Below are 24332 nucleotides of genomic sequence, written 5' to 3'. Positions count from 1 at the left end.
TTAACCTCGTGCAATCAGAACAAGTGCCACCACAATCAACGCCAGGGCAATCCAGCGCTCGCCATTGACTCGCTTGCGCGCCGTGCCGAACCAGCCGAAATGGTCGATCAGCACGCTCTTGCCAACCTGCCCCGACAGAATCGCGATCATGGTCATCGCAATACCGATATGCGGCGTGGCCAGCGTCAGCACCACCACGTAGATCGGCCCCAGGAAACCGCCGATCAACTGCCAGCGCGGCAGGGTGGACAACGCCGGTCCCTTTTGCGGACCACTGAACAACAGCAGCAGAAACAGGATCGCCGAGCCCACCCCGAAAATGCTCAACGTCGCCCATAAATGGCCGACCTGCACACCCAGCGGCCCTAGCAACCCCGCCTCCACCGACAGGCCCATGCCGGCCAGGATCACCAGCGGCAGCAACAGCAGTCGCAGGCCGCTGTTTTTCGGCTTGGCTTGCGCCACGCCCTCGATAGAACTTGCTTGCATACATCACCTGCACATCAACAAAGGATTGGATGGCGCGCATTATCCAGTGGCAGTCCTGTGCGATAAATGGGAGCATGCCAACAACACCTTTGCGTAAAACGCACAGCATGGAGGCATGATGCAAGGCTTGAACGAACTGAGTTTCAAGGCGCTACGCCTGTTTGTCGCGGTGTTGGATTTCGGCAGTTTTTCCGAAGTGGCGCGCCGTGAGGGCCTGGCACCCTCCTCCATCTCTCGGCAGATACAGTTGATGGAGCAGGCCCTCGGCCAGCAGTTGCTGTACCGCCATACCCGCGCCGTCAGCCCTACCGAGGCCGGGCGCCTGCTCGGGCGGCACGCGCGGTTGATGCTGGAACAGCTGGAAGCCGCCGGCCAGGCCCTGCAAGAACAGGAAAGCGAACCCAGCGGATTGGTGCGCATCAATGCGCCGATGGTCTTCGGCCAGCGTCACCTGTCACCGTGGCTGGGCGAGTTGTGCAGGCGCTACCCGAAGCTGCAACTGGACATCCAGCAAACCGACACCTACGTCGACCCGTTGCAAGATGGCACCGACCTGCTGTTCCGTATCGGCGTGCTCAACGACTCCAGCATGCAGGCACGCATCTTTGCCCCCCAGCGCTTTCGCATCGCCGCCAGCCCCGCCTACCTGGCCCGACATGGCACGCCCCAACACCCCGACGAACTGACCCACCACCAGTGCCTGGCCTACAAAGGCATCACCGGCCAGCAACGCTGGTTCTTCCGCAAAGGCCAGGACGACTGGACGCCCTATAGCGTCAAGGGCCCGATCACCGGCAACCACGCCGACACCTTGACCCACGCCGCCGAGCAAGGGTTGGGACTGGTGGTGTTTCCTTCCTGGCTGATCGGCGAAGGCTTGCGTGCAGGCACCTTGCAGGCGGTGCTGACCGACTATGAAGTGGCCACCACGCTTGAGCCGCAGCAGATTGCGGCGCTATGGCCAGGTAGCCGGCGCTTGTCGCTGAAGGTACGCACGGTGATCGATTACTTTGTGGAATGTTTTGGCGGTGTGCCGTATTGGGATCGGTGACGGGCGCAGGTGCGGCGCGGGAGGTATTTCCTACGACAAAAAGTAGTTCCGACCTGATTTAACCGGCCAGCATCTTTGTGCGTCGCGTGTTGGGCAGCCTGTAACCCTCCCCCTCCATGGATATTGCGGTAGAACTGCCAGCGGGTCCTCGGATCGGCGCAATGAAAGGGAAATGGTCAATGGCTGAAGGCTTTGATGCGCCCCTTCCGGCGCACACCCTGGATGCATTCGAGCACAGGTCCTTTTGTTTAACCTGCGCCCTTAATCAAACACCCACTGCCCAATCAGCCAGGCATTCGCCCCACTGATTACCGCGAACAGGAACCACGCCAGCAACCGTGTCGGCAACCGATTCACGAACGGCCCCATCAGCTGTTTATCACCGGTCATGCGGATCAATGGATACAACGCGAACGGCAATTGCAGGCTGAGCACTACCTGGCTAAGGATCAGCAGCTTGCCGATGGCGTCGTCGCCCATCAGCCATACCCCCAGAAACGCCGGGATCAACGCCAGCCCACGGGTGATCAGGCGCCTTTGCCAGCAGGGAATACGCAGGTTGAGGTAGCCCTCCATGATCACCTGCCCGGCGATGGTGCCGGTAAAGGTGGAGCTTTGCCCGGAGGCCAGCAACGCGATACCGAACAGGATGCTGGCGAACGCGCCCCCCACCAGGGGGTCGAGCAGGTGGTAGGCGTCCTGGATTTCGACCACATCCGTGTGGCCGGTCTTGTGGAAGGCTGCAGCGGCCAGCACCAGGATCGCGGCGTTGACCAGCAGGGCCAGGGCCAGTGAACCGATGGTGTCGATACGTGCCAGCTTGACCGCGTCCTGTTTGCTGGCGAGGTCCTTGCCGATCAGGCGGGTTTGCACAATGGAGCTGTGCAGGTAGAGGTTATGAGGCATCACCGTGGCCCCGAGAATCCCGATGGCCAGGTACAGCGGCGCAGCGTCGCTGATGGCCGAGAGGGATGGCGTGAAGCCGCTGAACACGTCCGGCCAGTAAGGCTTGATCAGGACCAGTTCGATAAAGAAACACACGCCAATGGTCGCCACCAGGGCCAGCATGATCGCTTCCAGACGGCGGAACCCCCGGTTCTGCAGGGCCAGGATCAGCAAGGTATCGAAGGCGGTGATGACAATCCCGGTGGTCAGCGACACACCCAGCAGCAAGTGAAATGCCAGGGCACAGCCGAGCACCTCGGCAAGGTCGGTGGCAATGATGGAGATTTCCGCGAGTAGCCACTGGGTGCGTGCCGACCGCTTGCTATAACGCTCGCGGCACAGTTGCGCCAGGTCCTTGCCGGTGGCAATGCCCAGCCGCGAGCACAGGCACTGCACCGCCATCCCCGCCAGGCTGGCGAGCAGCACCACGAACAACAGGCTGTAACCGTAGCGAGAGCCCGCCTCGATGGCCGTGGCCCAGTTGCCAGGGTCCATGTAACCGATGGAAATCAACAGGCCCGGGCCGGCGAACATCAGCACGCGCTTGAAGAACGAAGCCTTGGGATCCACGGCAACGGAGCCGGCCACTTCCGGCGGGCAAAACGGGGCGGTAGCAATTTTTGGCAGGCTGAATTTCACGCGGGATCCCAGGCAAACACACTCGACAGAGGCGCAGCTTATCAGTCGGGCGCGACCGTGCGCATCACCGTCTCACGCGGCAGGTCGAACGTTTCGACCACTTGCACCACCAGGTCCATCTCCTGATTCAGCGCCTCACGCTCCATCCGCTGGCGAATCACGCCAATCACCAGCACTGCCAGGGTGGTAATCGAATAGGCCGGGCCTGAAAACGCGCGCACCCCACTCACCAGCAGCATCGCCGCTGCCAGGGCCTGGCCGACCACCGGGATAGCCGTGGCGGCCCCTCGGCGCAGGATAAACCCGGTCAGCCCCGCCAGCGCCGTGCCACTCAATGCGGTGGTGGCGGAGCGGCCGACGTCGAAACGGCTGAACATCCCCTGCTCCTTCTGCGCAGCGGCCTTGAGTTCGGCGTCGAACACCTGACGATCGGCGTTGCTGAGTTTGTCCTTGTACTGTTCGATGAGCTTCTCGGCGACCTGGGCTTCCAGGTCGGCCAATTCGACGGTATCGAGCGGCTCATCGAACTTGATCCCCAGCCGCTGAACCACATCTTCGGCGATCTGACGGTAACTCACACCATGCCCACGGGCCAGGTTCATGAAGGTATCGCCGCCCATGCGCTGCAATTCGATAGCCAGCTTGAGCGGCTCGCGCACCGTGGCGTCGATAGACGCACTGCGCTTTTGTGCCATCAATTCGGCGAGGAACTTCAACTCCTCCGGCCGCGCCTGCACCAGCGCGGGGAACAACTCCGCGTCTTCTTCGGCAAAACGCACTTCGGGGCTGCGCTGGTCGGCGCGGATCATGCCGCGTCGCTCGTGCAACAGGTCGGTGTACTGCACCACCGTCTGCAACTGCGGCCAGTAGGCGGCATGGTCGAAGGTCGCCAGGTGCACGTTGGTGACCTTGGCTTTCAGTGCCGGCGTCACCGGGATCGCGTAGCGGCCGATGCAGCGCTCGGTGTCCGGCTTCATGGCCAGGGCCCAGTCCTTGCTGGAGTGGCAATTGATCACCCGCCCCTTGAGCGGCGCCGAGACTTCATCCCACGGGCTCGACGTGCAGATTGCGCCCCCCATCAACAGCAGATTGTCCAGCGGCAGTTCGCGAGCGGTTTCAGGGCTGGCGAGCAGGCTCTTGACCAGAATACGTGCGCCAAGCGAATGGCCGATCAAGTTGATACGCCGGACCGCCATGGACTCACAGTGCAGGTAGCTGGCCAATTCCGGCAGCAGGCTCCTGGCGACTTCGTCCACCCGCGCCTCGACGCTTTTGTAGTGGTCGAGGAAATACGCAATCGCCTTGCCCACCCCGACAGTCGCCGCGCCCAGGCCACCGCCGCCAAGCATCGCGCCAATCACATCCTTGACGGGGGCAAACAGGTTTTCCAGGAAATGCCCCGCCGGCCAGAACAGCATCAGGTTGGTCGAGCCTTCGATACTCGCCAACTGCTCCTTGAAGCCGCCCAGTTGTTGCCGGTTGAAGAACGCCGAATAACCGTGAACATAGAGATTGAGCACATCGCCCTGAGGCTCGCCACACAGTACGAACGTGGGCTTGCGGGTGCGGTGCATTTCATCCCACTGGTGCTGCATGGGGCAGTGACTCCTGATGGCAAGGGACGGCGATAGTAACAAAGGGCGAGGCTCAACGCCGTACCGCTGGGGGAAAAGGCACCCGGTTGGCCGGCTCATCCTTTCAGAATATGGAAGCGGCCTTGGACTTGGCCAGGTAACGCGCCGGCGAATCGCCCAGGTTGCGGCGGAACACCGACGTGAAGGCGCTGGAGCTGCTGAAACCCAACTCGAACGCCACATCCGTGATGGACGAGCCATGGCTGAGCCGCGCGGTGGCCTCCAGCAGGCACACCTGCTGGCGCCACGAAACAAAGGTCATACCGGTGCACTCGCGAAAGTTACGCGTAAACGTGCGCCGGCTCATGCTCGACCAATCGGCCATCTCGCCAATCGAGATTTTCTGCGTGGGCGCCTCGAGAAAGCGCTGACAAGAACGGGCCAGGCGCGACTCCGAAGGCAGCGGCGCACTCAATGGCAACTCAGGCATGGTGCCGATTTCATCGATCAACAGGGTCAACACGCAACGATCACGGACGCTGGGCGAGGCCGATGGCCCAATCGCGAGTGCCGCCTCCAGTAGATGGCGCAACAGCGGCGAGACGCCAAACACCTGGCAGTAGTCCTGCAACCCGGCGCGTCGTGCCGCGTCGTCGTCCAGGTAGGTATTGAGCATCACCACGTCGCCGCGCATGTGCATCTCGTGCGCCACCCCGCCCGGCACCCAGATCGCGCGCTGGGGCGGCACGACCCAATTACCCAGGTCGGTGAACATTTTCAACGCGCCTGTCGAGGCATAGGCGAACTGCCCGCGCCGGTGGGTATGCCTTGGAAACACGGTGCCAGATGGGTACTCGCGCAGCGTCACCACCGCTTCGGGGCTATCGGGTTCGTAGGGCGAAAAGGTGAAGGTCGGCGGCATGGCCCGATTTTGTCAAAGTATGACCTGACATAGCAAGCGGGCCATTAATCTGCCACCTAGAATCGTCGCTCCCCAAGTTGGGTTCATATCGAAGGGATATTCGGAAAATGAGTGTCAAAAACTACTTGGACGTACGAGTAGACGGCGCCGTTCTGATGGTGGGACTCAACCGCCCGCAGAAGCGAAACGCCATGTCTCTGGAAGTCATGCACGAACTGCGCGATACCTTCACCAACATGCCCGAGGGCATTGGTGCCGCCGTGCTCTACAGCACCAGCCAGCATTTCTGCACGGGGTTGGACCTGTCGGAAATCCGCGACCAATCGGTCATCGATAACGTCCAGGCCTTCCGCGAATGGCACAAGACCTTCGAACTGATCCAGTTCGGCAAGGTGCCCGTGGTGGCGGCCATTACCGGTGCCGCCATCGGTGGTGGCCTGGAAATCGCCACCGCCTGCAGCCTGCGCGTGGTGGATGACAGCGCCTTCTTCTCGCTGCCCGAGGCCATGCGCGGCTTGTATGTCGGCGTCGGTGCATCGGTACGTTTCCCACGCATCGCCGGCATCGCCCTGATGACCGACATGATGCTCACCGGTCGCACGCTCTACGCCAAGGAAAGCTATGAGCGCGGCGTGGCCCAGTACCTGGTGCCGGTTGGCCAGGCGGTACTCAAGGCCACCGAATTGGCGCACAAGATCGCCGGCAACCTGCCCATGACCAACTACGCGGTGACTCACGTGTTGCCACGCATTGTCGATCAGAGCCAGCAGGACGGCCTCATGACAGAGGCCTTGATTGCCGCAGTGGTGTCTTCCGACATCCGCACACAGGATCGCCTGGCGGACTTTTTGGATCGCAAGAAGGACAAGATCCAGACCGCGCCAGCGGTGTAACTCCCGGTCGTGAACGTTGCCGAGCCCACCTCGGCAAACCATGGATGGCCTTCACAACTCACTTTCAACCCGGTGAAACCATGTTTCAGCACAGCACTCAAGACGATCTTTATCGCAGCAATGACGCGGCCGATGAACGATTGATCAAAATCGAACGCAGCTGGCACAAACGCGCCCAGATCAAGCTCGACTCCCAACGCCCGGATATCCAGCTGGACCTGCAGGCGCCGGACTTTCTCGAGGCCCTGTTACCTTTCGCCCATGACCCGCATTACCAGAACTACCCGCATGCCCTGAAGCTGCTGATCCTGTCGGCCGGCTGGGTCATCTACAACCAGAAAACCATCGCTATCGAAACCGAAATCATCTGCCCGTCGTGCATCGACCTGCTGCAGTTGGGCTCGCGCCTGAGTTCCGCCAGCGCCGCGACGATTTCCGAAACCCTGGCGGATGAGGCTTACCACACGCTGTTCTCGATCAACATGTGCGAGCTGGCGATCACCCAACGCGGCATGCGCATCAAATGGCCGGAGCTGGAACTGACGCGCCACTTGAGCCAGGCCCAGGCCACCCTGTCCGAGACGGACTTCAAGATCTACCGCCTGGCGTTCTCGCTGGTCTCGGAGACCTTTATCAGCGACTACCTGGCCGACCTCAGCGATGCGCCGGATATCCAGCCGGTGTTCCGTCACGTGGTGGCCCTGCACAAAAAAGACGAGCTGGTGCACAAGCACATCTTCCCGCTGTTCGTACAGCAGGTGGTCGGTGAGTTCACCCCGCAGCAAACCGCGTTGTTCACCCGCGGTATCGCCAACTCCATCCGGATTTTCCCGATGCGCGAGATTTCGGCGTGGCGAATCATCCTGCCGCAACTGCTCGAAGTGTTCGGCGATCAATCGCTGCTGCTCCCCACGCACTTTACCGAGACCGGTGAAGCGGACTACTCGGCCATGCCCGAGATCCTCAGCGCCATTGGCATACACCCCGAAGCGGTGCTGCCAGAGCTGCAGGAAAAGACCGAACCGGTCACCACTGTTTGAACCCAGCGTGCTGCTGCCCCCTACAAATTTAAAAGAGTAATTGTCATGTGTGGATACATTGGCGTCTTCGCCAAGCAACCTCGTGCGTTCAACCCCAACATGTTCGACGCCGCCCTGCGTGCGATCCATCACCGTGGACCGGACAGCTCCAGCCAGTGGTTCGACCCCAAGGGCCAGGCCGCTTTCGGTTATGTACGCCTGGGCCTGGTCGGCCTGGGTAACGGCACCCAGCCGATCGTCGCCGATGAGGGCGACCTGGTGATGATGGTCAACGGCGAGTTCTATGACTATCAACGCATTCGCGCCGAGCTGGAAGGCTATGGTTGCCGCTTCAAGACGTCTTCCGACAGCGAAATCGCCATGCACCTGTACCGCCGCCACGGCGTACGCGGCCTCAAGCAACTGCGCGGCGAGTTCACCATCCTGATCTTCGACCGCCTGCGCAAAAAGTTGTTTGCCGTGCGTGACCGAGTGGGCGTCAAGCCGCTGTACTACACCGAGCATGAAGGCGCCTGGTACTTCGCTTCCGAAATCAAAGCCTTGCTCGCGGCCGGCGTGCCCGCGCAGTGGGACCACGAAGCCTATGCCAACCGGGGTTTCATCCTGCGCGACCGTACCGTGTTCAACAACATTCGCAGCGTCAAACCCGGCTGCTGGATCATCGCCGACGAAAGCGGCCTGCAAACCGAGCAATACTGGGACTGGGAATTCCCCGATGCCCAGGCCACCGAGCAACGCACTGAAGCCGAGATGATCGACTCGCTGCGCCACACCATCGAAGAGTCCGTACGGTTGCGCTTGCACGCCGATGTACCGGTGGGTGTATGCCTCAGTGGCGGCCTGGATTCGTCGGCCATGCTGGGGATTGCCACCGAGCTGACCGGCCAGCCACTGCAGGCATTCCACTTGTCCTTCGAAGGCGAGCAAGCCTACGACGAACGCCAGTACGCCGAAATTGCCGCCCGGCACAACCGCGCCCATCTCAACGTGCTGTCGGTGAACTCCTCCGACATGGCGGACAACTTCGAAAATGCCCTGTGGCACGCCGAGATGCCCTTCGCCAACGCCCACAGCGTGGCCAAGTACCTGCTGTGCAAATACGTGCAGAACCAGGGCATGCGTGCGGTGCTGACCGGCGAAGGCGCTGACGAAGTCTTCGGTGGCTACCCGCACTATCGACGCGACATGGTGCTGTACAACCACGAAAACCAGGACCCAACGGCAATCGCCGAGCTCACCCGACGCCTGCACGCCAGCGAAGATCGCTACCTGCCCGGTGGCAAGAACGATGTGAAATGGGTGCAGGACGAACTGGGCCACGGTGTGTCCTGGTTGCAAACCCAATCGGCGTTGTTCGGGCCCTTGGCTCAGCTGTACAGCGATGACTTCCGTGAGCGCTTCAGCAATACCGATGCCTATCGCGAGTTCTACGACCGCCTGAGCCCGCGGGCGCTCAACGGCTGGGAACCGGTCAACCGCTCGCTGTACATGGTGGCCAAGTCCAGCCTGCCCAACGTGGTACTGACCTCCCTGGGCGACCGCATGGAAATGGCCGGCAGCCTGGAAGGCCGTCCGCCGCTGCTGGATCACCAAGTGATCGAGGCGGCGTGCCGCTTGCCTGTCAACATGAAAGTGCGCGGCGCCACCGAAAAATACGCCCTGCGCGAGGCCATGCGCCCTTATGTGCCGCAGGCTGTCCTGGACCGCAAGAAGCAGTACTTCCGTGCACCGCCTGCGTCCGAGAGCCCGCAATCGAAGCTGTATGAAATGATCAACGACGTGTTGAGCGGCCCAGCATTGAGTAACGTGCCGTTCTTCGATCCACGTAAAGTACGTGCCCTGCTGGCAACCCTGCCAAGCTTGTCTGTCACCCAACGCGCCTCGGCAGACAACTTGCTGATGGAGATTGCCGGGTTGTGCCTGATGCAAAAACGGTTCGCCTTGAACTGACTTTCCGGCGGCACCTCGCGATTGCGGCGTGCCGCCTGACCCAAGGAGGGTCCATGCTGAAAAAACATTTGTCACTCGCCGTACTCGTCACCCTGGTATGGGGCGTCAACTTCCCCATCACCAAACTGGGCCTGCGCGCCATCGACCCGTTTGTCCTCACCGGCATTCGCTTCGCGCTCGCCGCCTTGCCGCTGGTGTTCTTTATCAAGCGTCCTGCCGTCAAGTTCAGCTACGTGGCCGCCTACGGTTTCATCTTCGGGCTGGGCATGTGGGGCGTGATCAACTACGGCATCCAGGTGGGCGTGAGCCCGGGTATCGCTTCATTGATCATTCAGCTCAGCGTGTTCTTCACCATGGGCTGGGGCTTTGTGCTGTTCAAAGAGAAGATCCGCGGCGCGCAGATGCTCGGTGCCGTGCTGGCCCTGATCGGCCTGGCAGGGATCATCTCCACCCAGGAAGGCAACCATGCGGTGCTGGGCGTCATGCTGATCGTGCTCAGCGCAGTGGCGTGGAGCGTGGGCAACGTCATCATCAAGAAGTCCGGGGTCAAGGAGATCTTCTCGTTCATGGTGTGGGCCAGCCTGATCCCACCGATCCCGCTGTTCATCACGGCCTGGCTGATGCACGGCGGCGCCGCCTTCGAGGGCTTGCAAGCCAGCCTCGACCTGACGGCGATCCTGTCGATCCTGTTCCAGGTGTACCTGGCGACGCACTTTGCCTACTGGGGCTGGAACTCGCTGCTCAAGCTGTACCCGGTGTCCACCGTGGCGCCCTTGTCACTGCTGATTCCGGTGTTCGGTATCACCAGTTCGATGCTGATTCTCGACGAGCGCATTTCCACGCCCAACCTGATCTCGATCGGCGTCATCATCGTAGGGCTGGCCGTGGGCCTGTACCGCAAGCCGGTCAACCTGGCGCCGGTGGAGCCGCAGCCGATTGCCCACGTGGAGAGATAGCCATGGCACCCCTTCAGGTCGGGGAGCGGTTGGCTGACGCTGGAACGCGACAGCGCCAACGGGTCGGAATCCCGACTGAAAGGGACGGTGTCGACGCCCCGTACGAAAGCGCGCATGGCGAGGGGTGGGTTCGCGAGAGTGGCCCATGGGTGGATGCCCGGTACAAGGCCAGGCGTTGGCAACCGCGTTCAGCAGGCAACGTTGTCGATCTTGAGCTGACCATCGGGAAACCTCGCAATGATCTCCAGCTCGCCCCCCCATCGCACGGATAGAGTCGCGTAACGTGCTGATGTACCTGTCGGTACGCCGTTCCATCTTGGAGACGGCCGCCTGGTTGATGTTCAATGCCTTGGCCAGGCTTTGCTGGCTCAACTGCTGAGCGTTGCGCAGCTCATGCAGAGACAATCCCTGCAGGTGCTGCTGGAACAGCTGCTGGGCTTCGGCACGCAGAGGTCGGTGAATTGCTTGCACATCCTTGCGGAACGACTCCAGGCCCTTAAGCCCCGTGTAAAAATGCAGCGCTATCACACGCATACGCAGCAAAAACACAGTTATCGACAGGTAAAAAGCGCTCTAATACCCGCCTGTTGACTGGCTTTGAAGATCCTGGAGTTCGTAATGCCCCATGAAGGCAACCTGTTACAAGCAGCCGTGGTGTTCCTGCTCGCCGCCGTGCTGACCGTGCCCCTGGCCAAACGCCTGCAATTGGGCGCGGTGCTGGGTTATCTGTTCGCGGGTGTCATCATCGGCCCGTCGGTACTGGGCCTGATCGGCAACCCGCAAAGCGTCGCGCAATTCTCCGAGCTGGGCGTGGTGCTGCTGCTGTTCATCATCGGCCTGGAACTGTCGCCCAAGCGTCTGTGGGTGATGCGCAAGGCGGTGTTTGGCGTGGGCCTGGCGCAGGTACTGCTTACCGGGCTGGTCATGGGGGTGGTGGCGTTGTGGCTGTTTGGCCAGTCGTGGAACAGCGCAATCGTGCTGGGCCTGGGCCTGGCGCTGTCGTCCACCGCCTTTGGCCTGCAAAGCCTGGCCGAACGCAAGGAGCTGAACCAGCCCCACGGCCGCCTGGCGTTTGCCATCCTGTTGTTCCAGGACATCGCTGCAATCCCGCTGATCGCCATGGTGCCGCTGCTGGCGGGCAGCGATCACCCGACCACCGAAGCCCAAGGCCTGCAGCATGTGTTGCAGATCCTCGGCAGCATCGCGGTGGTCATTATCGGCGGACGCTACCTGTTGCGGCCGGTATTCCGCATCGTCGCCAAGACCGGCCTGCGTGAAGTGTCCACCGCCACCGCGCTGCTAGTGGTGATTGGTACGGCGTGGTTGATGGAGCTGGTGGGCGTGTCCATGGCCCTTGGCGCCTTCCTTGCCGGCCTACTGCTGGCGGATTCGGAGTACCGCCACGAACTGGAATCCCAGATCGAACCGTTCAAGGGTCTGTTGCTGGGCCTGTTCTTTATCAGCGTGGGCATGGGCGCCAACCTCAGCCTGCTGCTCAGCTCGCCGCTGGTAGTGATCGGGCTGACGCTGCTGCTGATCGGGCTGAAACTGCCGTTGCTGTACGCTGTGGGCCGGTGGGTCGGTGACCTCAACCGCGAAAGTGCCCTGCGCCTGGGCGTAGTGCTGGCAGCAGGCGGTGAGTTTGCCTTCGTGGTGTTCAAGATCGGTCGCGACCAGGGCCTGTTCGAACCACACCTCTACGACATCCTGGTACTGACCATCACCTTGTCCATGGCCGTGACGCCGCTGCTGCTGTTGGTGTGCCCGAAGCTTTTCAAGCCCAAGGTCAAGCCGGTGGAAGTACCGGAGGAATACCGCACCATCGAGAGCGACGCGCCGCGCGTGGTCATCGCCGGCATGGGTCGTATGGGCCAGATTGTGGCGCGGATCCTGCGCGCGCAGAACATCTCGTTTATCGCCCTGGACACCTCCGTGGAAACCATCGAGCTGACCCGCAGCTTCGGCGGCATGCCGGTGTTCTACGGCGACCCGCAACGCCCCGAGATCCTGCACGCAGCCAAGGTCGACCAGGCAGAGTTCTTCGTGATCGCCATGGACGACCCGGAGATCAACATCAAGACCGCCGAACAGGTGCGCAACCTCTACCCGCACATGAAGATCATCGCCCGTGCACGTAACCGCCAGCACGTGCACCGCCTGGTGGACCTGGACGCCTCGCCGATTCGCGAAACGTTCTACTCCAGCCTGGAGATGAGCCGACGCACCCTGGTGGGCCTCGGCTTGAGCCAGGCACAGGCCGATGCACGCATCACCCGCTTCAAGAACCACGATTTGCAAGTGCTGGCAGCGCAACACGCGGTGTACGACGATGCGGCGAAGGTGATGCAAACCGCTCAGGAAGCCCGGGCAGAACTGGCGCGGCTGTTTGAGATGGATCGACTTGAGGAAGAGTCCGACAAGGTGTGAGGCTACAGGTGAACGATTTTGCGAAAATTCTGACAGAATACGGCGCAATTTCGTTCACCCCTGGAGCGCTTCATGGCCACTTTCACCAAGACCGCCGCCCTGCTGGCCCTCGCGCTGACCGCAGGTAGTGTATTCGCCGCATCCAAGCCGACCACGCAAACCATCTCCACCTTGGGCGGCAAGTTCACCTTCACACTGCCCAAGGCCTACGTTGCCGACACCTTGCCCACCGGCAAGGCTGAAGAGGGCACCGCCGACACCCAAGGCACCTTGTACGCCAACCAGACCACGAAAAGTGTGGTGATCGTCGCCGAAACCGTGCGCAAAGACGGGGTAAACATCGGCGATAACGACGCGCAATTCCTGGATGGCGCCGTGGCTGGCTTCGTCAAGGACCAGAGCGCCGCCCTGCCCGACTTCAAGAAACAGAGCGAGAAGAAACTGACCGTCAAAGGCCTGGGCCTGCGCCAGGTCGACAGCACCGCCACTCAAGGCGGCGGCAAGACGCTGAATTCCACATTCCTGGGCGGTTCGGGCAACCATCTCCTGGTGATCCAGGCGATTTCGCGGGCAGATGATGCCAAAGGGCATGCGGCGTTGGTGAAGCAGATTACCGGCGGGAAATAACCTGGCGACCCAAGCAACGTCGATCCAATGTGGGAGCTATCGCGGGCACGCCCGCTCCCACATTTTTTGACCGCGTTTATTTCAGGCTTTTTTCCAGCCAGGCCTTGAGGTCCTGCACTTCTGCTTCGCTGATGGTGTGGTTCATGCCGGGATACCCATGAAACTCCGGCTTTAACCCCAACCCCGTCAACACTTCGTTCGCCCGCGTCGCCGAGGCGTAGGGCAGCGCCTGGTCCAGGGTGCCGTGACCGATGAAGATCGCCAATCTACCCAGTGATGCATCCGGCTTGAGCTCAGCCTTGAGCACCGGCAACACGCTGCCACTCAAGGCCGCAATGCCACGCACCAGCGCCGGCCGGCGCAGGCCCACCTCATAGGACATGATCGCGCCCTGGCTGAAGCCCACCAGGAACACTCGGTCAGGTTGGGTGTGGTACTTGGTGGTGGCTTTGCCGACAAAGTCTTCGATCAGCTCGGCACTGCGCTGCAAGTCGGCGGTTTCGCCATCATACTCGCCGTCACCGGGCGTCTTGGTAAACCAGCGATAGCCGTGCGGGTCTACCGGCATCGGGGCACGGGCCGAGAGGTAAGTCCAGGTGGACGGCAGCGCATCCTTGATGCCGAACAAGTCTTCCTCGTTGCTGCCAAACCCGTGCAGGAAGATCACCAGTGGCTGATTGCGTGCATCGCCCTGGGTCTGCTCCAGGTACGACAACGGCAAATCGGTGTGCAGCGTCTCGTCGGCATGAGCGGCCCCGACCACCAGGGTCAGCGCCAGGGCAAACAATTTGAGCATGGGACGTTACCTCAGGGTTTGCGTAGCAGATAAGTGTCCATGATCCAGCCATTTTCCAGGCGTGCCGCCTTGCGCACCCGCTCTATGTGTTCAGCCACTTCGCTCACTTTGCCACTGATGAGGATCTCATCCGGGGTCCCCAGGTAGGCGCCCCAGTAGATATCCAGGTCCTGGTCCGCCACCGTGCGGTAGGAGTCTTCGGCGTCAAGCATGACCACCAGGGTGTCGGCATCGCTGGCCTGCCCCGCCGCCAGGCGGCGCCCGGTGGTGATTTCGACCGACTTGCCAATGCGATTGAGCGGCACTTTGTGCTGCGCGGCCAGGGCCTGCACGCTGGTGATGCCAGGGATTACCTCAAACTCAAAGGTGCAGCGGCCACTCGCCAGGATCGCCTGCAGGATGCGAATGGTGCTGTCGTACAAGGCTGGGTCGCCCCAAGCCAGGAAAGCGCCGACTTCACCGTCAGCCATTTCCTCGTTGATCATGCGTTCGAAGGTCTGTTGCTTATCGCGGTTGAGGTCTTGCACGGCGGTGGTGTAATCGATGTTGCCGCGCACACGCTCGGGGCAATCGGCCTCGACGAAGCGGTAGCCGGGTTCGGTGATGTAGGTCTCGCAGATCTCGCGACGCAGGTCGATCAACTTGTCTTTGCTCTGGCCCTTGTCCATCAGGAAAAACACGTCGGTACGGTTGAGCGCTTTCACGGCCTGCATCGTGATGTAGTCAGGGTTGCCGGCGCCAATGCCGATGATCAGGATGCGTTTCATGGGTTGCTCTCATTACGGGGCGTGGATTTTGCCATGTTCATGCGGCCAGGCGTGAGTTTCCAGGCGCAGTCGCCAGGCCTGGTTGAACCGCAGTTCGGTGGCGGACAACGGCTCGACGTCGATCAAGTAGAACATCGAGATCGGACATTGCATGACGTACAGCACCGCGGCGCGGATCACAAAGGGGTGGGTGACGGCCACCACATGGCCAGGTTGGGACTCCAGGGATTTCATCCACCGGCTAACCCGGGCACACACCTGGTCCACGGATTCCCCGCCGTGAGCGGTACTGGCGCTGTTGCGCCGCCAATCCGACAACTCATCGCGATCAATTTCGTCGATGCCCTTGCCTTTCCAACGGCCAAAGTCACCGTCGCGCAAGGCTTGATCAACAATGGGATGGCTGCCGAACATGCCTGCCGTTTGCCGGGTCCGCGCCTCGGGTCCACACAATAGGCGCAGGTTCTTCTTGTAACGGTCGGCAAGGGACAACTGCGCTTTTTGCCAATCCATGGCAACGGACTCGTCATCGGGAAAACTGCCCCTTTTTTGCAGCGGCGTCACGGCATGGCAAATGAGTGTCAAACGAGTGGCCTGCATCACAATCGCTTCAACGACAAGAATGAGGCCACCAAGACTGGCTTAGTTAGCGCAAGGGTGCAACGCCCTGTGCCAGATACAACACTTGGTAACCCGTGCCGCGATGCTCGGCGTCCAGCGCGCTGTCCGACAAGGTGAACCGTAACAACCGCCACGCCTGCACATCCAGCGCAAGGAACACCGCAAACGTGTCCTTGCTCAGCGCCAGCTGTCGATTGCGGCATTTCTCCTCGGCCAGGATCTCGGCCCGATTGGCTCCAGGCGCCAGTGGCCATTCCTCCCGATAAAGACTCAACGCGCCCAGCGCAGGGCCACGCTGTACATCCAGCGGCAACCAGCTCTCGACATGCGGGCGCCCAAAGCTGTCGAGCACTTTCTGAAAGCGCTCGCCCAACAAAAAGTCAGCGGCCTGCAACGGGTCGGCCCACAGGTACACCGACGAATACACATTGGCCCCGTGCTCCTGAGCGATAAATGCCTTGAACAGCAACCCCTCTGCGTTATCCCACAGCGGCCCCAACTGCGCGGCGCGCCGGCGAATCACAGCCATGTCGTAGTCAGCGGGCAAGCGGTGCGAATACTGTTTGGCAAACATGCGCGAACTCCTGTGCAAGATGAGGGTTGAGCTTGCGCAGCGTCGATGATTTCAACAAGATATCACCCGATATAAGTGCGATAAGGATTCGATATGACCGACGCGCCCAAACCACTGGACATCGATACCGTGCAGGCCTTCGTGCGGGTGGCTGACTTCGCCAGCTTCACCCGCGCCGCCGAAGCCCTCGACACCTCACAGGCGGCGATCAGTCTCAAGCTCAAACGGCTGGAGGAGCGCCTCGGCTATCGCCTGCTCGAACGCACGCCTCGCCACGTGCGGCTGTCGCCCCAGGGCGAACACTTCATCGTCGCCGCCCGTGCCTTGCTCCATGCCCACGAACGCGCCTTGGGCGATATGGGCAACCCTGCACGGCGGCGCCTGGTCATCGGCATCAGCGACCACGTGGCCGGCCCCGACCTGCCGACGTGGCTCAGCCGACTGGCGGCGTATGACCCGTTGGTGATCCTCGAAGTGCGCATCGCCTCCTCCCGCGACCTGGTCGCCGCCTTTGATCGCAACGAACTGGACGCGGTGATCGTGCGCAACGAGGGCGACCGCCAGGACGGCGAAGTGTTGGTGGTGGAGCGCTTCGGCTGGTTCGCCGCACCCACCTGGCAACACACGCCCGGCACGCCACTGCGCATGGCGACCATGGCCGCGCCCTGCGGCGTGCGCCACTTGGCGACACGCGCCCTCGACACCGCGCGCATCGACTGGACAGAAGTATTCGTCGGCGGCGGCGTCATGGCCGTGGGCGCAGCCGTCAGCGCCGGATTGGGCATCGCCGCCCTCGCCCACCGCGTGGCACCGTCTGGCACGGTAGACGTAAGCGAGCAATACGGCTTGCCCGCCTTACCCATGAGCGAAGTCGTCCTGCACAGTCGCATCACTGATAGCCGCTCCAGGGAAACATTGCGTGCACTGAGCGCCACCTTCCGCGGCGTCCTACGCAGTCCCGTGTAGCAGTCGACCTGCCGGCGATAGCCGTTGACGATGGCGCCGGGCGCGAGGATTAACATGGACAACGGCCGAGCATGGCCTTGGGCTTTCGCGCCTGACACACTCCACGTTCAACTTGCAGCAGCACGGCTCGCCATGAATCACACCGCTGACTCTCGCAATACTCAACTTGATCGCCTGGCCTTGGCCCTGGCAGTGTTCAAGCACTACGTCGAGATCAAAAACTACGCCCAGCTTCTGGACAACAACCGGCTTGCCGAATCGTTGATCGCCGATCTGATGTCGTGCTTGATTGGAAGAGGGAAATTCAAGAACCTCAATGAGGAAACCCCCAACCACCCCGCCATAGACCTGCTGTCCGAAGATGGCACGCTCGGTGTTCAAGTCACCACGACGCGCACGCCCGACAAAGTCAGGAAAACCCTGGAAAAGTTCGCCGCCTTGCCCGTCAAGCCCCAACGGCTATTCCTGGTGATGCTCTGCGGACGGCGGGAAAATTATCCAATCGCGTCGTTGGCGGAGCACATACGTCGGGCAGGCATCCAGTTCGATCCGCGTACCGACATTCTCGACCTTGAGTCGCTCTATCGCATGGCACAGGCCAACGACCAGGCGCGTATAGAAGAGGCCGTACAGCGACTGGAAGAAGAGATGGGTCAACGCGCGCTGGCCCTGCTGGGTGATTTCAACAAAAACGCCGACCGTGTATTGCAAGTACTTCATGCTCATGACCTCAGGCGATCAGAGTTCAACGAAATCTTGGGCATTGACCCGACACAAGCACCTACCGACATAACCACCGCCCACGGATTGCAGCCGTGGCTCACCCCAGGCATCTGCACGGCCATCGCGGACCAGTTCAATGTGCCAGTGGGCTGGCTCAACGGTACCGATGACCGGATCGGCGATTACTACAACAGTTCGTCATGGCGCACGACTGGCGATGTCGCAGGTCTGCTTTCCAACGTTGCCGAACGCTATGGGCATGCGCACTTCTGTATCGTGATTCCTGACGGCCTCGATAACCCATTCGAACACCTTGAGCATACGCCGCAAGGTGCGTGGGACGTGCCCTTCCTCGTGTTTTACAAAGCCCGCGGCACCTATGGTGATGTGTATGCACACTTGGGGGTGCAGCCGTGGAATACCCTGCACCATCGTCAAGCGGCAGTGTTTCTGAGTACCGCGCTTCGTGATTTTTCCCGACAGGGATTTGGTCACTTTTCCGTCACTTGGGAACAATGGCCACAGGACGACATCCTGGCAAGCTGCACCGATATACTGCTGGCAGAGCTGATGCAACATCGAACCGGGTTACCGCTGGAAGGGCAAGACTGTATCCATTTCGATGGCCGCTGGCAGTTCACCGGGCAACCATCGCTGACCTCGCGCTTCAACGATGATTATCTACCCTCAGTGCTCCACGGATTCCAGCACCTGCAACAGTTGCAGCACAGGTGCCGGGTACTCCAGCAGCACGTCGATACCCAGGCTGCCTGGCGCGCCATCGCAAGCCCGGCACCCGGCGCCAAACGCATCGACGGCTATCAGGCGTGTGACATCGCGCAGCTCTGCCAAGCGCCCTTGCGGTGCGCGGACGCCCAAGGCAATGAGTGCGAACTGTCGGTTGATCAGGCGCGCGCCCTGATCGATGAGCAACTGGAGATGGCCGCCGCGGACCCGAGAAAGCGATTCATCTTCCTCGACCTCCATGTAGACCGGCTGCAAAGCAGCCGCCCTATCGCTCAAAGTAGCAACTACCGCTAACCACGATGCGAAGCGAGCCGCTGTTGATCGTGATCTTGATCTGGCTTTTGATCTAGCCTTTGATCTGAGGAGCCCCATCAAACACGCTGGCCGGAATTCGACAGAGATTTGGGGGGTAAACCGGCAGGGATGCCGGTTTAGCCGCCCCGCGCCATGGAGGGCGCGTGGCGGCGGCCCCCCAAATCCCTGTCGGATTACGGGCACACCGAGCCTAGGCGAGGTGCCGAGTGTTGGGGCAAGAGCCCTTTGGTTACTTTGGGGCTTTTCCAAAGTGACCCGCTGTAAGAGCGGAACCCCTAGCAGCCGTTACCTAGATAACGGATATGTACCCGGTCTGATCCAATCTCCTGATCGTCTGTCAGGCCGCCTTCGCGAGCAAGCCCGCTCCCACATTTTTGGATCGTGGGGTGACAGGTAGACAGTGGTTGGCTGTCAGGGCGCTTTCGCGAGCAAGCCCGCTCCCATATTTTTGGATCGTGGGGTGACAGGTAGAGAGTGGTTGGTTGTCAGGGCGCTTTCGCGAGCAAGCCCGCTCCCAGATTTTTGGATCGCGGGGTGACAGGTAGACAGTGGTTGGCTGTCAGGCCGCCTTCGCGGGCAAGCCCGCTCCCAGATTTTTGGATCGCGGGGTGACAGGTAGACAGTGGTTGGCTGTCAGGCCGCCTTCGCGGGCAAGCCCGCTCCCACATTTTTGGATCGTGGGGTGACAGGTAGACAGTGGTTGGTTGTCAGGGCGCCTTCGCGGGCAAGCCCGCTCCCAGATTTTTGGATCGCGGGGTTCAATTAGGTAGCGGTCCCCACCACACCCCCTGCACCGCCGCCCGCGTGATGTAGCACACTCGTTTAACGGAATTTTCATATCCGCTCGCCTAAGATCGCCCACCTCGTTGGGGAGTAACCGGCTTCTGATCCCGTCGGAAGCGTTCGTATCAACATATTCGGCAACCTGCCGTGGTGCGGACACCGTCTTTTCGGTTGGTGAGACCAGCGACACATCCATGCCTGAAGTCGGGCGCGTGGCTGTGTCGTTGTCTCATATAGCCCGACTGGAAGCCTTACCGTGAACCCCATTTCCCTGATCCTCCTCGCCCTGGCCATGTCCACGGATGCCTTCGCGGCAGCCATCGGCAAAGGCTCCAGCCTGCATAAACCCCGCCTCACCGAAGCCCTGCGCGCTGGCCTGATCTTTGGCGTGATCGAAGCCATCACGCCGATGATCGGCTGGGCCATCGGTCACGCGGCCACGCGCTGGGTAGAAAACTGGGACCACTGGATCGCCTTCACCCTGTTGGTCGGGCTGGGGCTGCACATGATCTGGAACGGGTTGAAGGCCGATGATGAAGAAGCCGAGAAACCGACCCAGCATTCGTTCATGATCCTGGCTGTCACGGCGTTTGCCACCAGCATCGACGCACTGGCGGTCGGCGTTGGCCTGGCGTTTGTGGACGTGAACATCCTGGTGGCGGCGGCCGCGATTGGCCTGGCGACCATGACCATGGTGACCCTCGGCATGATGCTTGGGCGAGCGTTGGGCACGGTGGTGGGCAAGCGCGCCGAGATGGTCGGTGGTGGGGTGCTGATGCTGGTGGGCGCGACGATCCTGTACGAACATCTCTCGGCCTGAAGCACCGCCCACCACCCAAAATGGCCGCTCTATGTGGGAGCCGGGCTTGCCCGCGATGCAATCAACTCGGTGCATCTGAAACGCCGAGGTGCTTGTATCGCAGGCAAGCCATCTCCCACAAAGAGCCGCTAGCACCGATGCGTCATCGGGGGTATCAGGCGGCGTGGCTTTCTTTTTTCAGGCTGTCCATGTCGATCACGAACCGGTACTTCACGTCCCCCTTGAGCATCCGCTCATAGGCCTCGTTTATGCCCTGGATATCGATCATTTCGATGTCCGAGACAATCCCATGCTTGGCGCAGAAATCCAGCATGTCCTGGGTCTCCTGGATGCCGCCAATGAGCGAGCCAGCCAGGCTGCGACGCTTGAAGATCAGGTTGAATACCGTCGGCGACGGGTGCGGGCTGTCGGGGGCACCGACCAGGGTCATGGTGCCGTCGCGCTTGAGCAGATTGAGGAACGCATCGAGATCATGCGGCGCGGCAACCGTATTGAGGATGAAGTCCAGGCTGTTGGCGACCTTGGCCATTTCGTCCGGGTTCTTGGACACCACCACTTGATCGGCGCCCAGGCGCAGGCCGTCTTCGCGCTTATTGGGTGACGTGGTGAACAGCGTCACATGAGCGCCCATGGCATGCGCGATTTTCACCGCCATATGGCCCAGGCCACCCAAGCCGACCACGCCGACCTTCTTGCCGGGGCCGACCTTCCAGTGATGCAGTGGCGAATAGGTGGTGATACCCGCACACAGCAACGGCGCCACGGCCGCCAGGTTGGAATCGTCGTGGGAGATGCGCAGCACGAACTTTTCCTTGACCACGATGCTGTCCGAATAGCCGCCGAAGGTGTTTTCGCCGCCGAACACCGGACCGTTGTAGGTGCCAGTAAAGCCGTTCTCGCAGTATTGTTCCTCGCCCTCGGCGCAGGACGCGCAGTGCTGGCAACTGTCGACCATGCAACCGACGCCGGCCAGGTCACCGACCTTGAACGCTTGCACATTGGCGCCTACCGCCGTGACGCGCCCAACGATTTCATGGCCGGGCACGGAGGGATACAGGGTGTTGTTCCACTCGTTGCGCGCGGTGTGCAGGTCAGAGTGGCAGACGCCGCAATAGAGAATATCGATCTGTACGTCATCAGCCCCCGGCGCGCGGCGCTCGAAGGTAAAGGGCTTGAGGGAATCCTTGGCGTTCTGGGCGGCGTAGCTGTAAGTCTTGGCCATTTCGTTCACCTGTGTGATCTGACGGTTGTGTGTGATCCGACGTAAGAGATCAGTGGACCAGCATAGACGCCGAACCGTTCAACCGAGCACACGCGTACAAGCCCTTCGTCCGGTTTAGCGCAATAGTGAGGCTGAATTGTTTTGCCCACCCTCACAGGAGTTTTCCATGAGCACCTTCGTTGCCAAAGACGGTACCCAGATCTATTTCAAGGACTGGGGCAGCGGTAAGCCCGTGTTGTTCAGCCATGGCTGGCCGCTGGATGCGGACATGTGGGAATACCAGATGGAATACCTGAGCAGCCGCGGTTTTCGCACCATCGCGTTTGACCGCCGTGGCTTTGGTCGGTCGGACCAGCCGTGGACCGGTAACGACTACGACACCTTCGCCGATGATATCGCCCAGTTGATCGAGCACCTGGACCTCAAGGACGTGACCCTGGTGGGCTTCTCCATGGGCGGTGGCGACGTCGCCCGCTACATCGCCCGCCATGGCAGTGCCCGCGTTGCCGGCCTGGTGTTGCTGGGCGCGGTGACGCCGCTGTTCGGCCAGAAGCCGGACTACCCACAAGGCGTGCCGCTCGACGTGTTCGCCGGGTTCAAGGCCGAGTTGCTGAAGGATCGCGCGCAATTCATCAGCGATTTCAACACACCGTTCTACGGCATCAACAAGGGTCAGAAGGTCTCCGCCGGCGTACAGGCCCAGACCTTGCAAATCGCCCTGCTGGCGTCACTGAAATCCACCGTGGATTGCGTCACCGTGTTCTCCGAAACCGACTTCCGTCCGGACATGACCAAGATCGACGTGCCAACCCTGGTCATCCATGGCGACGGTGACCAGGTCGTGCCGTTCGAAACCACCGGTAAAGTAGCGGCCGCCTCGATCAAGGGCGCCGAGCTGAAGGTGTACAAGGACGCCCCCCACGGGTTCGCTGTAACCCATGCCCAGGCGTTGAATGAAGACCTCCTGGCGTTCCTGAACCGCTGAAAACACCCTCTCCTTGTTTGGCCGGGCTTGCCCGGCCTTTTTTTGCTCAAGAGAAACGCTGATTCAGCACCAGGCGTCCCGGCCCACTGATCAACAAGGCGGTGAAAATGATCAGCAGCAGCCAGCCGAACTGCGCCTCGAACAGCGTCCACTCCGGATGCACCACCCCCAAGGCGATCAGCAGCACACAGAGGATCGGCAGGCACGCCAGGCGCACCAGCACGCCAGCCATGATCAGCAGCGGGCACAACACTTCGGCGAATATCGCCAGCAGCAGCGTGACCGACGCGCCCAGGTGGAACGGATCCTCGATGAGTTTCAATTGCTCGCTGTAGTTGAGCAGCTTGGGCAAGCCATGTACCCACAACAGGAACAACGCCCCGCTGACGCGCAGAAACAATAGCCCCAGGTCCTGACGTTTCGATTCGTGCATACGTGCTCTCGGTGGTTGACATACAGGTCGATTGTGTCGACAACGCCCGCCGCACGCTTGCAAGCCTGTGCTGACCTCAGTCCCCCGTGCCCGCGAACGCCGCGACGATTTCATCGATCACTGCGCGCACCCGTGCGGTGTGGCGCAGGTCGGCGTGGGTCACCAGCCAGACGTCATATGGCAATGGCCGCGTGCGCTGCGGCCACAGGCGCACCAGCCCATCCATCTCGCCGGTGTGCACCGGGATCTCGCCGATGCCAATGCCGGCTGCGATGGAACGGCGCACCAGCAGGCTGGAACTCAAGGTCGCGACAATGCGCCCGCGCCCCAGGGGTTCCGAGACCAGGGTCAGGTCTTTCTGGCCTTGCAGGTAGGGTTGGTAGGCCACCAGGTCATGGCCTTCGAACAGGCTGCCGGGTTCGGGCGCGCCGTGGCGGTCGATGTAGCCCTGGGATGCGAACAGCCCGACCGGCCACCGTGCAATGCGCCGGGCGATCAGGTCGGGGTTGTCCGGGCGAGTATTGCGCACGGCGATATCGGCTTCGCGCTTGGCCAGGCTAAGGATCTGGGTGGACGCGTCCAGTTGCACGCGCACGTCGGGGTGTTTGTCGTGCAGGCGGGCGATGGCCGGAATCAGGAAGTCGATGGCCAGGGAATCGGTGGTGGTCACCCGTACTGTGCCGGTCAGGCGGTCATCCAGGCCTTGGACCTGGCGTTGCAGGTCGAGGGCCGAGCGCTCCATGTTCGCCACCGACAGCAACGCCGCTTCGCCGACCGCCGTGAGCGCATAGCCCTCGCGGGTGCGCAGGAACAAGGTGGCGTTCAAGGACTTTTCCAGGGCGTTGATCCTTCGACCCACGGTGGCCTGGTCCACACCTAATACCCTGGCGGCGCCGCGCAACGTCGACTCGCGGCAAACCGCCAGGAACACCCGTGCATCATCCCAATTCATCGATGCCTCCAATGCTGCATAAATGCATCGCAGCGCTGCCAAATCGCAGCATTATTGCATCAACAATCCTGGATACACTGGTCCCCAGAGAAAAACTTCTGACGTGCCAGCCTGG

22 protein-coding genes and 1 pseudogene are annotated in these 24332 nt (G+C 61.3%); 11 read left to right on the top strand and 12 right to left on the bottom strand.

Annotation, left to right across the window (positions count from 1 at the left end; genetic code table 11):
• Positions 1-489, bottom strand: coding sequence for a DMT family transporter (locus CQ002_RS15555; protein ID WP_069023120.1), 489 nt, complete (start codon positions 487-489; stop codon positions 1-3).
• A 118-nt stretch (positions 490-607) separates the two neighbouring features.
• On the opposite strand from CQ002_RS15555, the gene CQ002_RS15550 reads away from it, so the two are divergent.
• Positions 608-1540 (top strand): LysR family transcriptional regulator, encoded by a 933-nt coding sequence (locus CQ002_RS15550; RefSeq protein ID WP_098466269.1) that lies wholly within the window; start codon positions 608-610, stop codon positions 1538-1540.
• Between the two features lie 261 nt (positions 1541-1801).
• Here CQ002_RS15550 and CQ002_RS15540 read toward each other — a convergent pair whose 3' ends face one another.
• The 3 genes from CQ002_RS15540 to CQ002_RS15530 form a co-directional block, all read right to left on the bottom strand.
• On the bottom strand, positions 1802-3124 hold the full coding sequence (locus tag CQ002_RS15540) for an Nramp family divalent metal transporter (RefSeq protein WP_069023116.1): 1323 nt from the start codon (positions 3122-3124) through the stop codon (positions 1802-1804).
• Between the two features lie 41 nt (positions 3125-3165).
• Positions 3166-4719 (bottom strand): DUF726 domain-containing protein, encoded by a 1554-nt coding sequence (locus CQ002_RS15535; protein ID WP_105162003.1) that lies wholly within the window; start codon positions 4717-4719, stop codon positions 3166-3168.
• A 103-nt stretch (positions 4720-4822) separates the two neighbouring features.
• Positions 4823-5620: a helix-turn-helix domain-containing protein gene (locus CQ002_RS15530; RefSeq protein WP_069023112.1), complete on the bottom strand. Its 798-nt coding sequence runs from the start codon at positions 5618-5620 to the stop codon at positions 4823-4825.
• A gap of 107 nt (positions 5621-5727) precedes the next feature.
• Between CQ002_RS15530 and CQ002_RS15525 the strand changes: the two genes are divergently transcribed.
• The 4 genes from CQ002_RS15525 (at position 5728) to CQ002_RS15510 (ending at position 10459) form a co-directional block, all read left to right on the top strand.
• Entirely contained in the window at positions 5728-6513 is a 786-nt protein-coding gene (locus CQ002_RS15525; RefSeq protein ID WP_016977256.1) for a crotonase/enoyl-CoA hydratase family protein, read from the top strand.
• 80 nt (positions 6514-6593) lie between these two features.
• On the top strand, positions 6594-7553 hold the full coding sequence (locus CQ002_RS15520) for a diiron oxygenase (protein WP_069023110.1): 960 nt from the start codon (positions 6594-6596) through the stop codon (positions 7551-7553).
• A 45-nt stretch (positions 7554-7598) separates the two neighbouring features.
• The gene (asnB, locus tag CQ002_RS15515; RefSeq protein WP_069023108.1) at positions 7599-9503 is read left to right on the top strand and encodes an asparagine synthase (glutamine-hydrolyzing); all 1905 of its coding nucleotides are present in this window, start codon (positions 7599-7601) and stop codon (positions 9501-9503) included.
• A gap of 53 nt (positions 9504-9556) precedes the next feature.
• On the top strand, positions 9557-10459 hold the full coding sequence (locus CQ002_RS15510; RefSeq protein ID WP_069023106.1) for an EamA family transporter: 903 nt from the start codon (positions 9557-9559) through the stop codon (positions 10457-10459).
• A 188-nt stretch (positions 10460-10647) separates the two neighbouring features.
• Here the strand turns inward: CQ002_RS15510 and CQ002_RS15505 are convergent.
• Positions 10648-10930 (bottom strand): annotated as a pseudogene (locus CQ002_RS15505) (XRE family transcriptional regulator).
• A 147-nt stretch (positions 10931-11077) separates the two neighbouring features.
• Between CQ002_RS15505 and CQ002_RS15500 the strand changes: the two are divergent.
• Both CQ002_RS15500 and CQ002_RS15495 read left to right on the top strand, forming a co-directional pair.
• Positions 11078-12886, top strand: coding sequence for a monovalent cation:proton antiporter-2 (CPA2) family protein (locus CQ002_RS15500; protein ID WP_069023101.1), 1809 nt, complete (start codon positions 11078-11080; stop codon positions 12884-12886).
• A 72-nt stretch (positions 12887-12958) separates the two neighbouring features.
• Positions 12959-13513 (top strand): hypothetical protein, encoded by a 555-nt coding sequence (locus CQ002_RS15495; protein WP_069023099.1) that lies wholly within the window; start codon positions 12959-12961, stop codon positions 13511-13513.
• Between the two features lie 76 nt (positions 13514-13589).
• On the opposite strand, the gene CQ002_RS15490 is transcribed toward CQ002_RS15495, so the two are convergent.
• From CQ002_RS15490 to CQ002_RS15475, 4 genes are read right to left on the bottom strand one after another with little or no spacing between them, the layout of a single operon-like run.
• A complete protein-coding gene (locus CQ002_RS15490) occupies positions 13590-14309 on the bottom strand; it encodes an alpha/beta hydrolase (RefSeq protein ID WP_105162002.1) in 720 nt (239 codons plus the stop codon).
• Positions 14310-14320: 11 nt separating this feature from the next.
• Positions 14321-15076, bottom strand: a complete 756-nt coding sequence (gene cobF / locus CQ002_RS15485) for a precorrin-6A synthase (deacetylating) (RefSeq protein WP_069023094.1) — start codon at positions 15074-15076, stop codon at positions 14321-14323.
• Positions 15077-15088: 12 nt separating this feature from the next.
• On the bottom strand, positions 15089-15676 hold the full coding sequence (locus CQ002_RS15480; RefSeq protein WP_105162001.1) for a histidine phosphatase family protein: 588 nt from the start codon (positions 15674-15676) through the stop codon (positions 15089-15091).
• Positions 15677-15722: 46 nt separating this feature from the next.
• Positions 15723-16271 carry a DUF4865 family protein gene (locus tag CQ002_RS15475; RefSeq protein ID WP_105162000.1) on the bottom strand — a complete coding sequence of 183 codons (549 nt, stop codon included), beginning with the start codon at positions 16269-16271 and terminating at the stop codon, positions 15723-15725.
• Positions 16272-16364: 93 nt separating this feature from the next.
• On the opposite strand from CQ002_RS15475, the gene CQ002_RS15470 reads away from it, so the two are divergent.
• From CQ002_RS15470 to mntP, 3 genes are all read left to right on the top strand, one after another.
• Complete coding sequence (locus CQ002_RS15470; protein ID WP_105161999.1) at positions 16365-17237, top strand: LysR family transcriptional regulator; 873 nt, start codon at positions 16365-16367, stop codon at positions 17235-17237.
• A gap of 54 nt (positions 17238-17291) precedes the next feature.
• Entirely contained in the window at positions 17292-19001 is a 1710-nt protein-coding gene (locus CQ002_RS15465) for an SMEK domain-containing protein (protein ID WP_158260142.1), read from the top strand.
• A gap of 1060 nt (positions 19002-20061) precedes the next feature.
• The gene (gene mntP, locus CQ002_RS15460; protein WP_034103889.1) at positions 20062-20625 is read left to right on the top strand and encodes a manganese efflux pump MntP; all 564 of its coding nucleotides are present in this window, start codon (positions 20062-20064) and stop codon (positions 20623-20625) included.
• A 154-nt stretch (positions 20626-20779) separates the two neighbouring features.
• On the opposite strand, the gene CQ002_RS15455 is transcribed toward mntP, so the two are convergent.
• Complete coding sequence (locus tag CQ002_RS15455; RefSeq protein ID WP_034103885.1) at positions 20780-21847, bottom strand: NAD(P)-dependent alcohol dehydrogenase; 1068 nt, start codon at positions 21845-21847, stop codon at positions 20780-20782.
• 166 nt (positions 21848-22013) lie between these two features.
• On the opposite strand from CQ002_RS15455, the gene CQ002_RS15450 reads away from it, so the two are divergent.
• The gene (locus CQ002_RS15450; RefSeq protein WP_034103883.1) at positions 22014-22832 is read left to right on the top strand and encodes an alpha/beta fold hydrolase; all 819 of its coding nucleotides are present in this window, start codon (positions 22014-22016) and stop codon (positions 22830-22832) included.
• Positions 22833-22878: 46 nt separating this feature from the next.
• On the opposite strand, the gene CQ002_RS15445 is transcribed toward CQ002_RS15450, so the two are convergent.
• Positions 22879-23265, bottom strand: coding sequence for a DoxX family protein (locus CQ002_RS15445; protein ID WP_105161997.1), 387 nt, complete (start codon positions 23263-23265; stop codon positions 22879-22881).
• Positions 23266-23341: 76 nt separating this feature from the next.
• Positions 23342-24217 (bottom strand): LysR family transcriptional regulator, encoded by an 876-nt coding sequence (locus tag CQ002_RS15440; RefSeq protein WP_034103879.1) that lies wholly within the window; start codon positions 24215-24217, stop codon positions 23342-23344.
• Between the last annotated feature and the right edge of the window lie 115 nt (positions 24218-24332).

Source organism: Pseudomonas sp. MYb13 (assembly GCF_002980075.1).
Lineage (GTDB): Bacteria > Pseudomonadota > Gammaproteobacteria > Pseudomonadales > Pseudomonadaceae > Aquipseudomonas > Aquipseudomonas lurida.
Note: the sequence above shows the minus strand (reverse complement) of the source record. Positions and strands in the feature narration are given on the sequence as shown.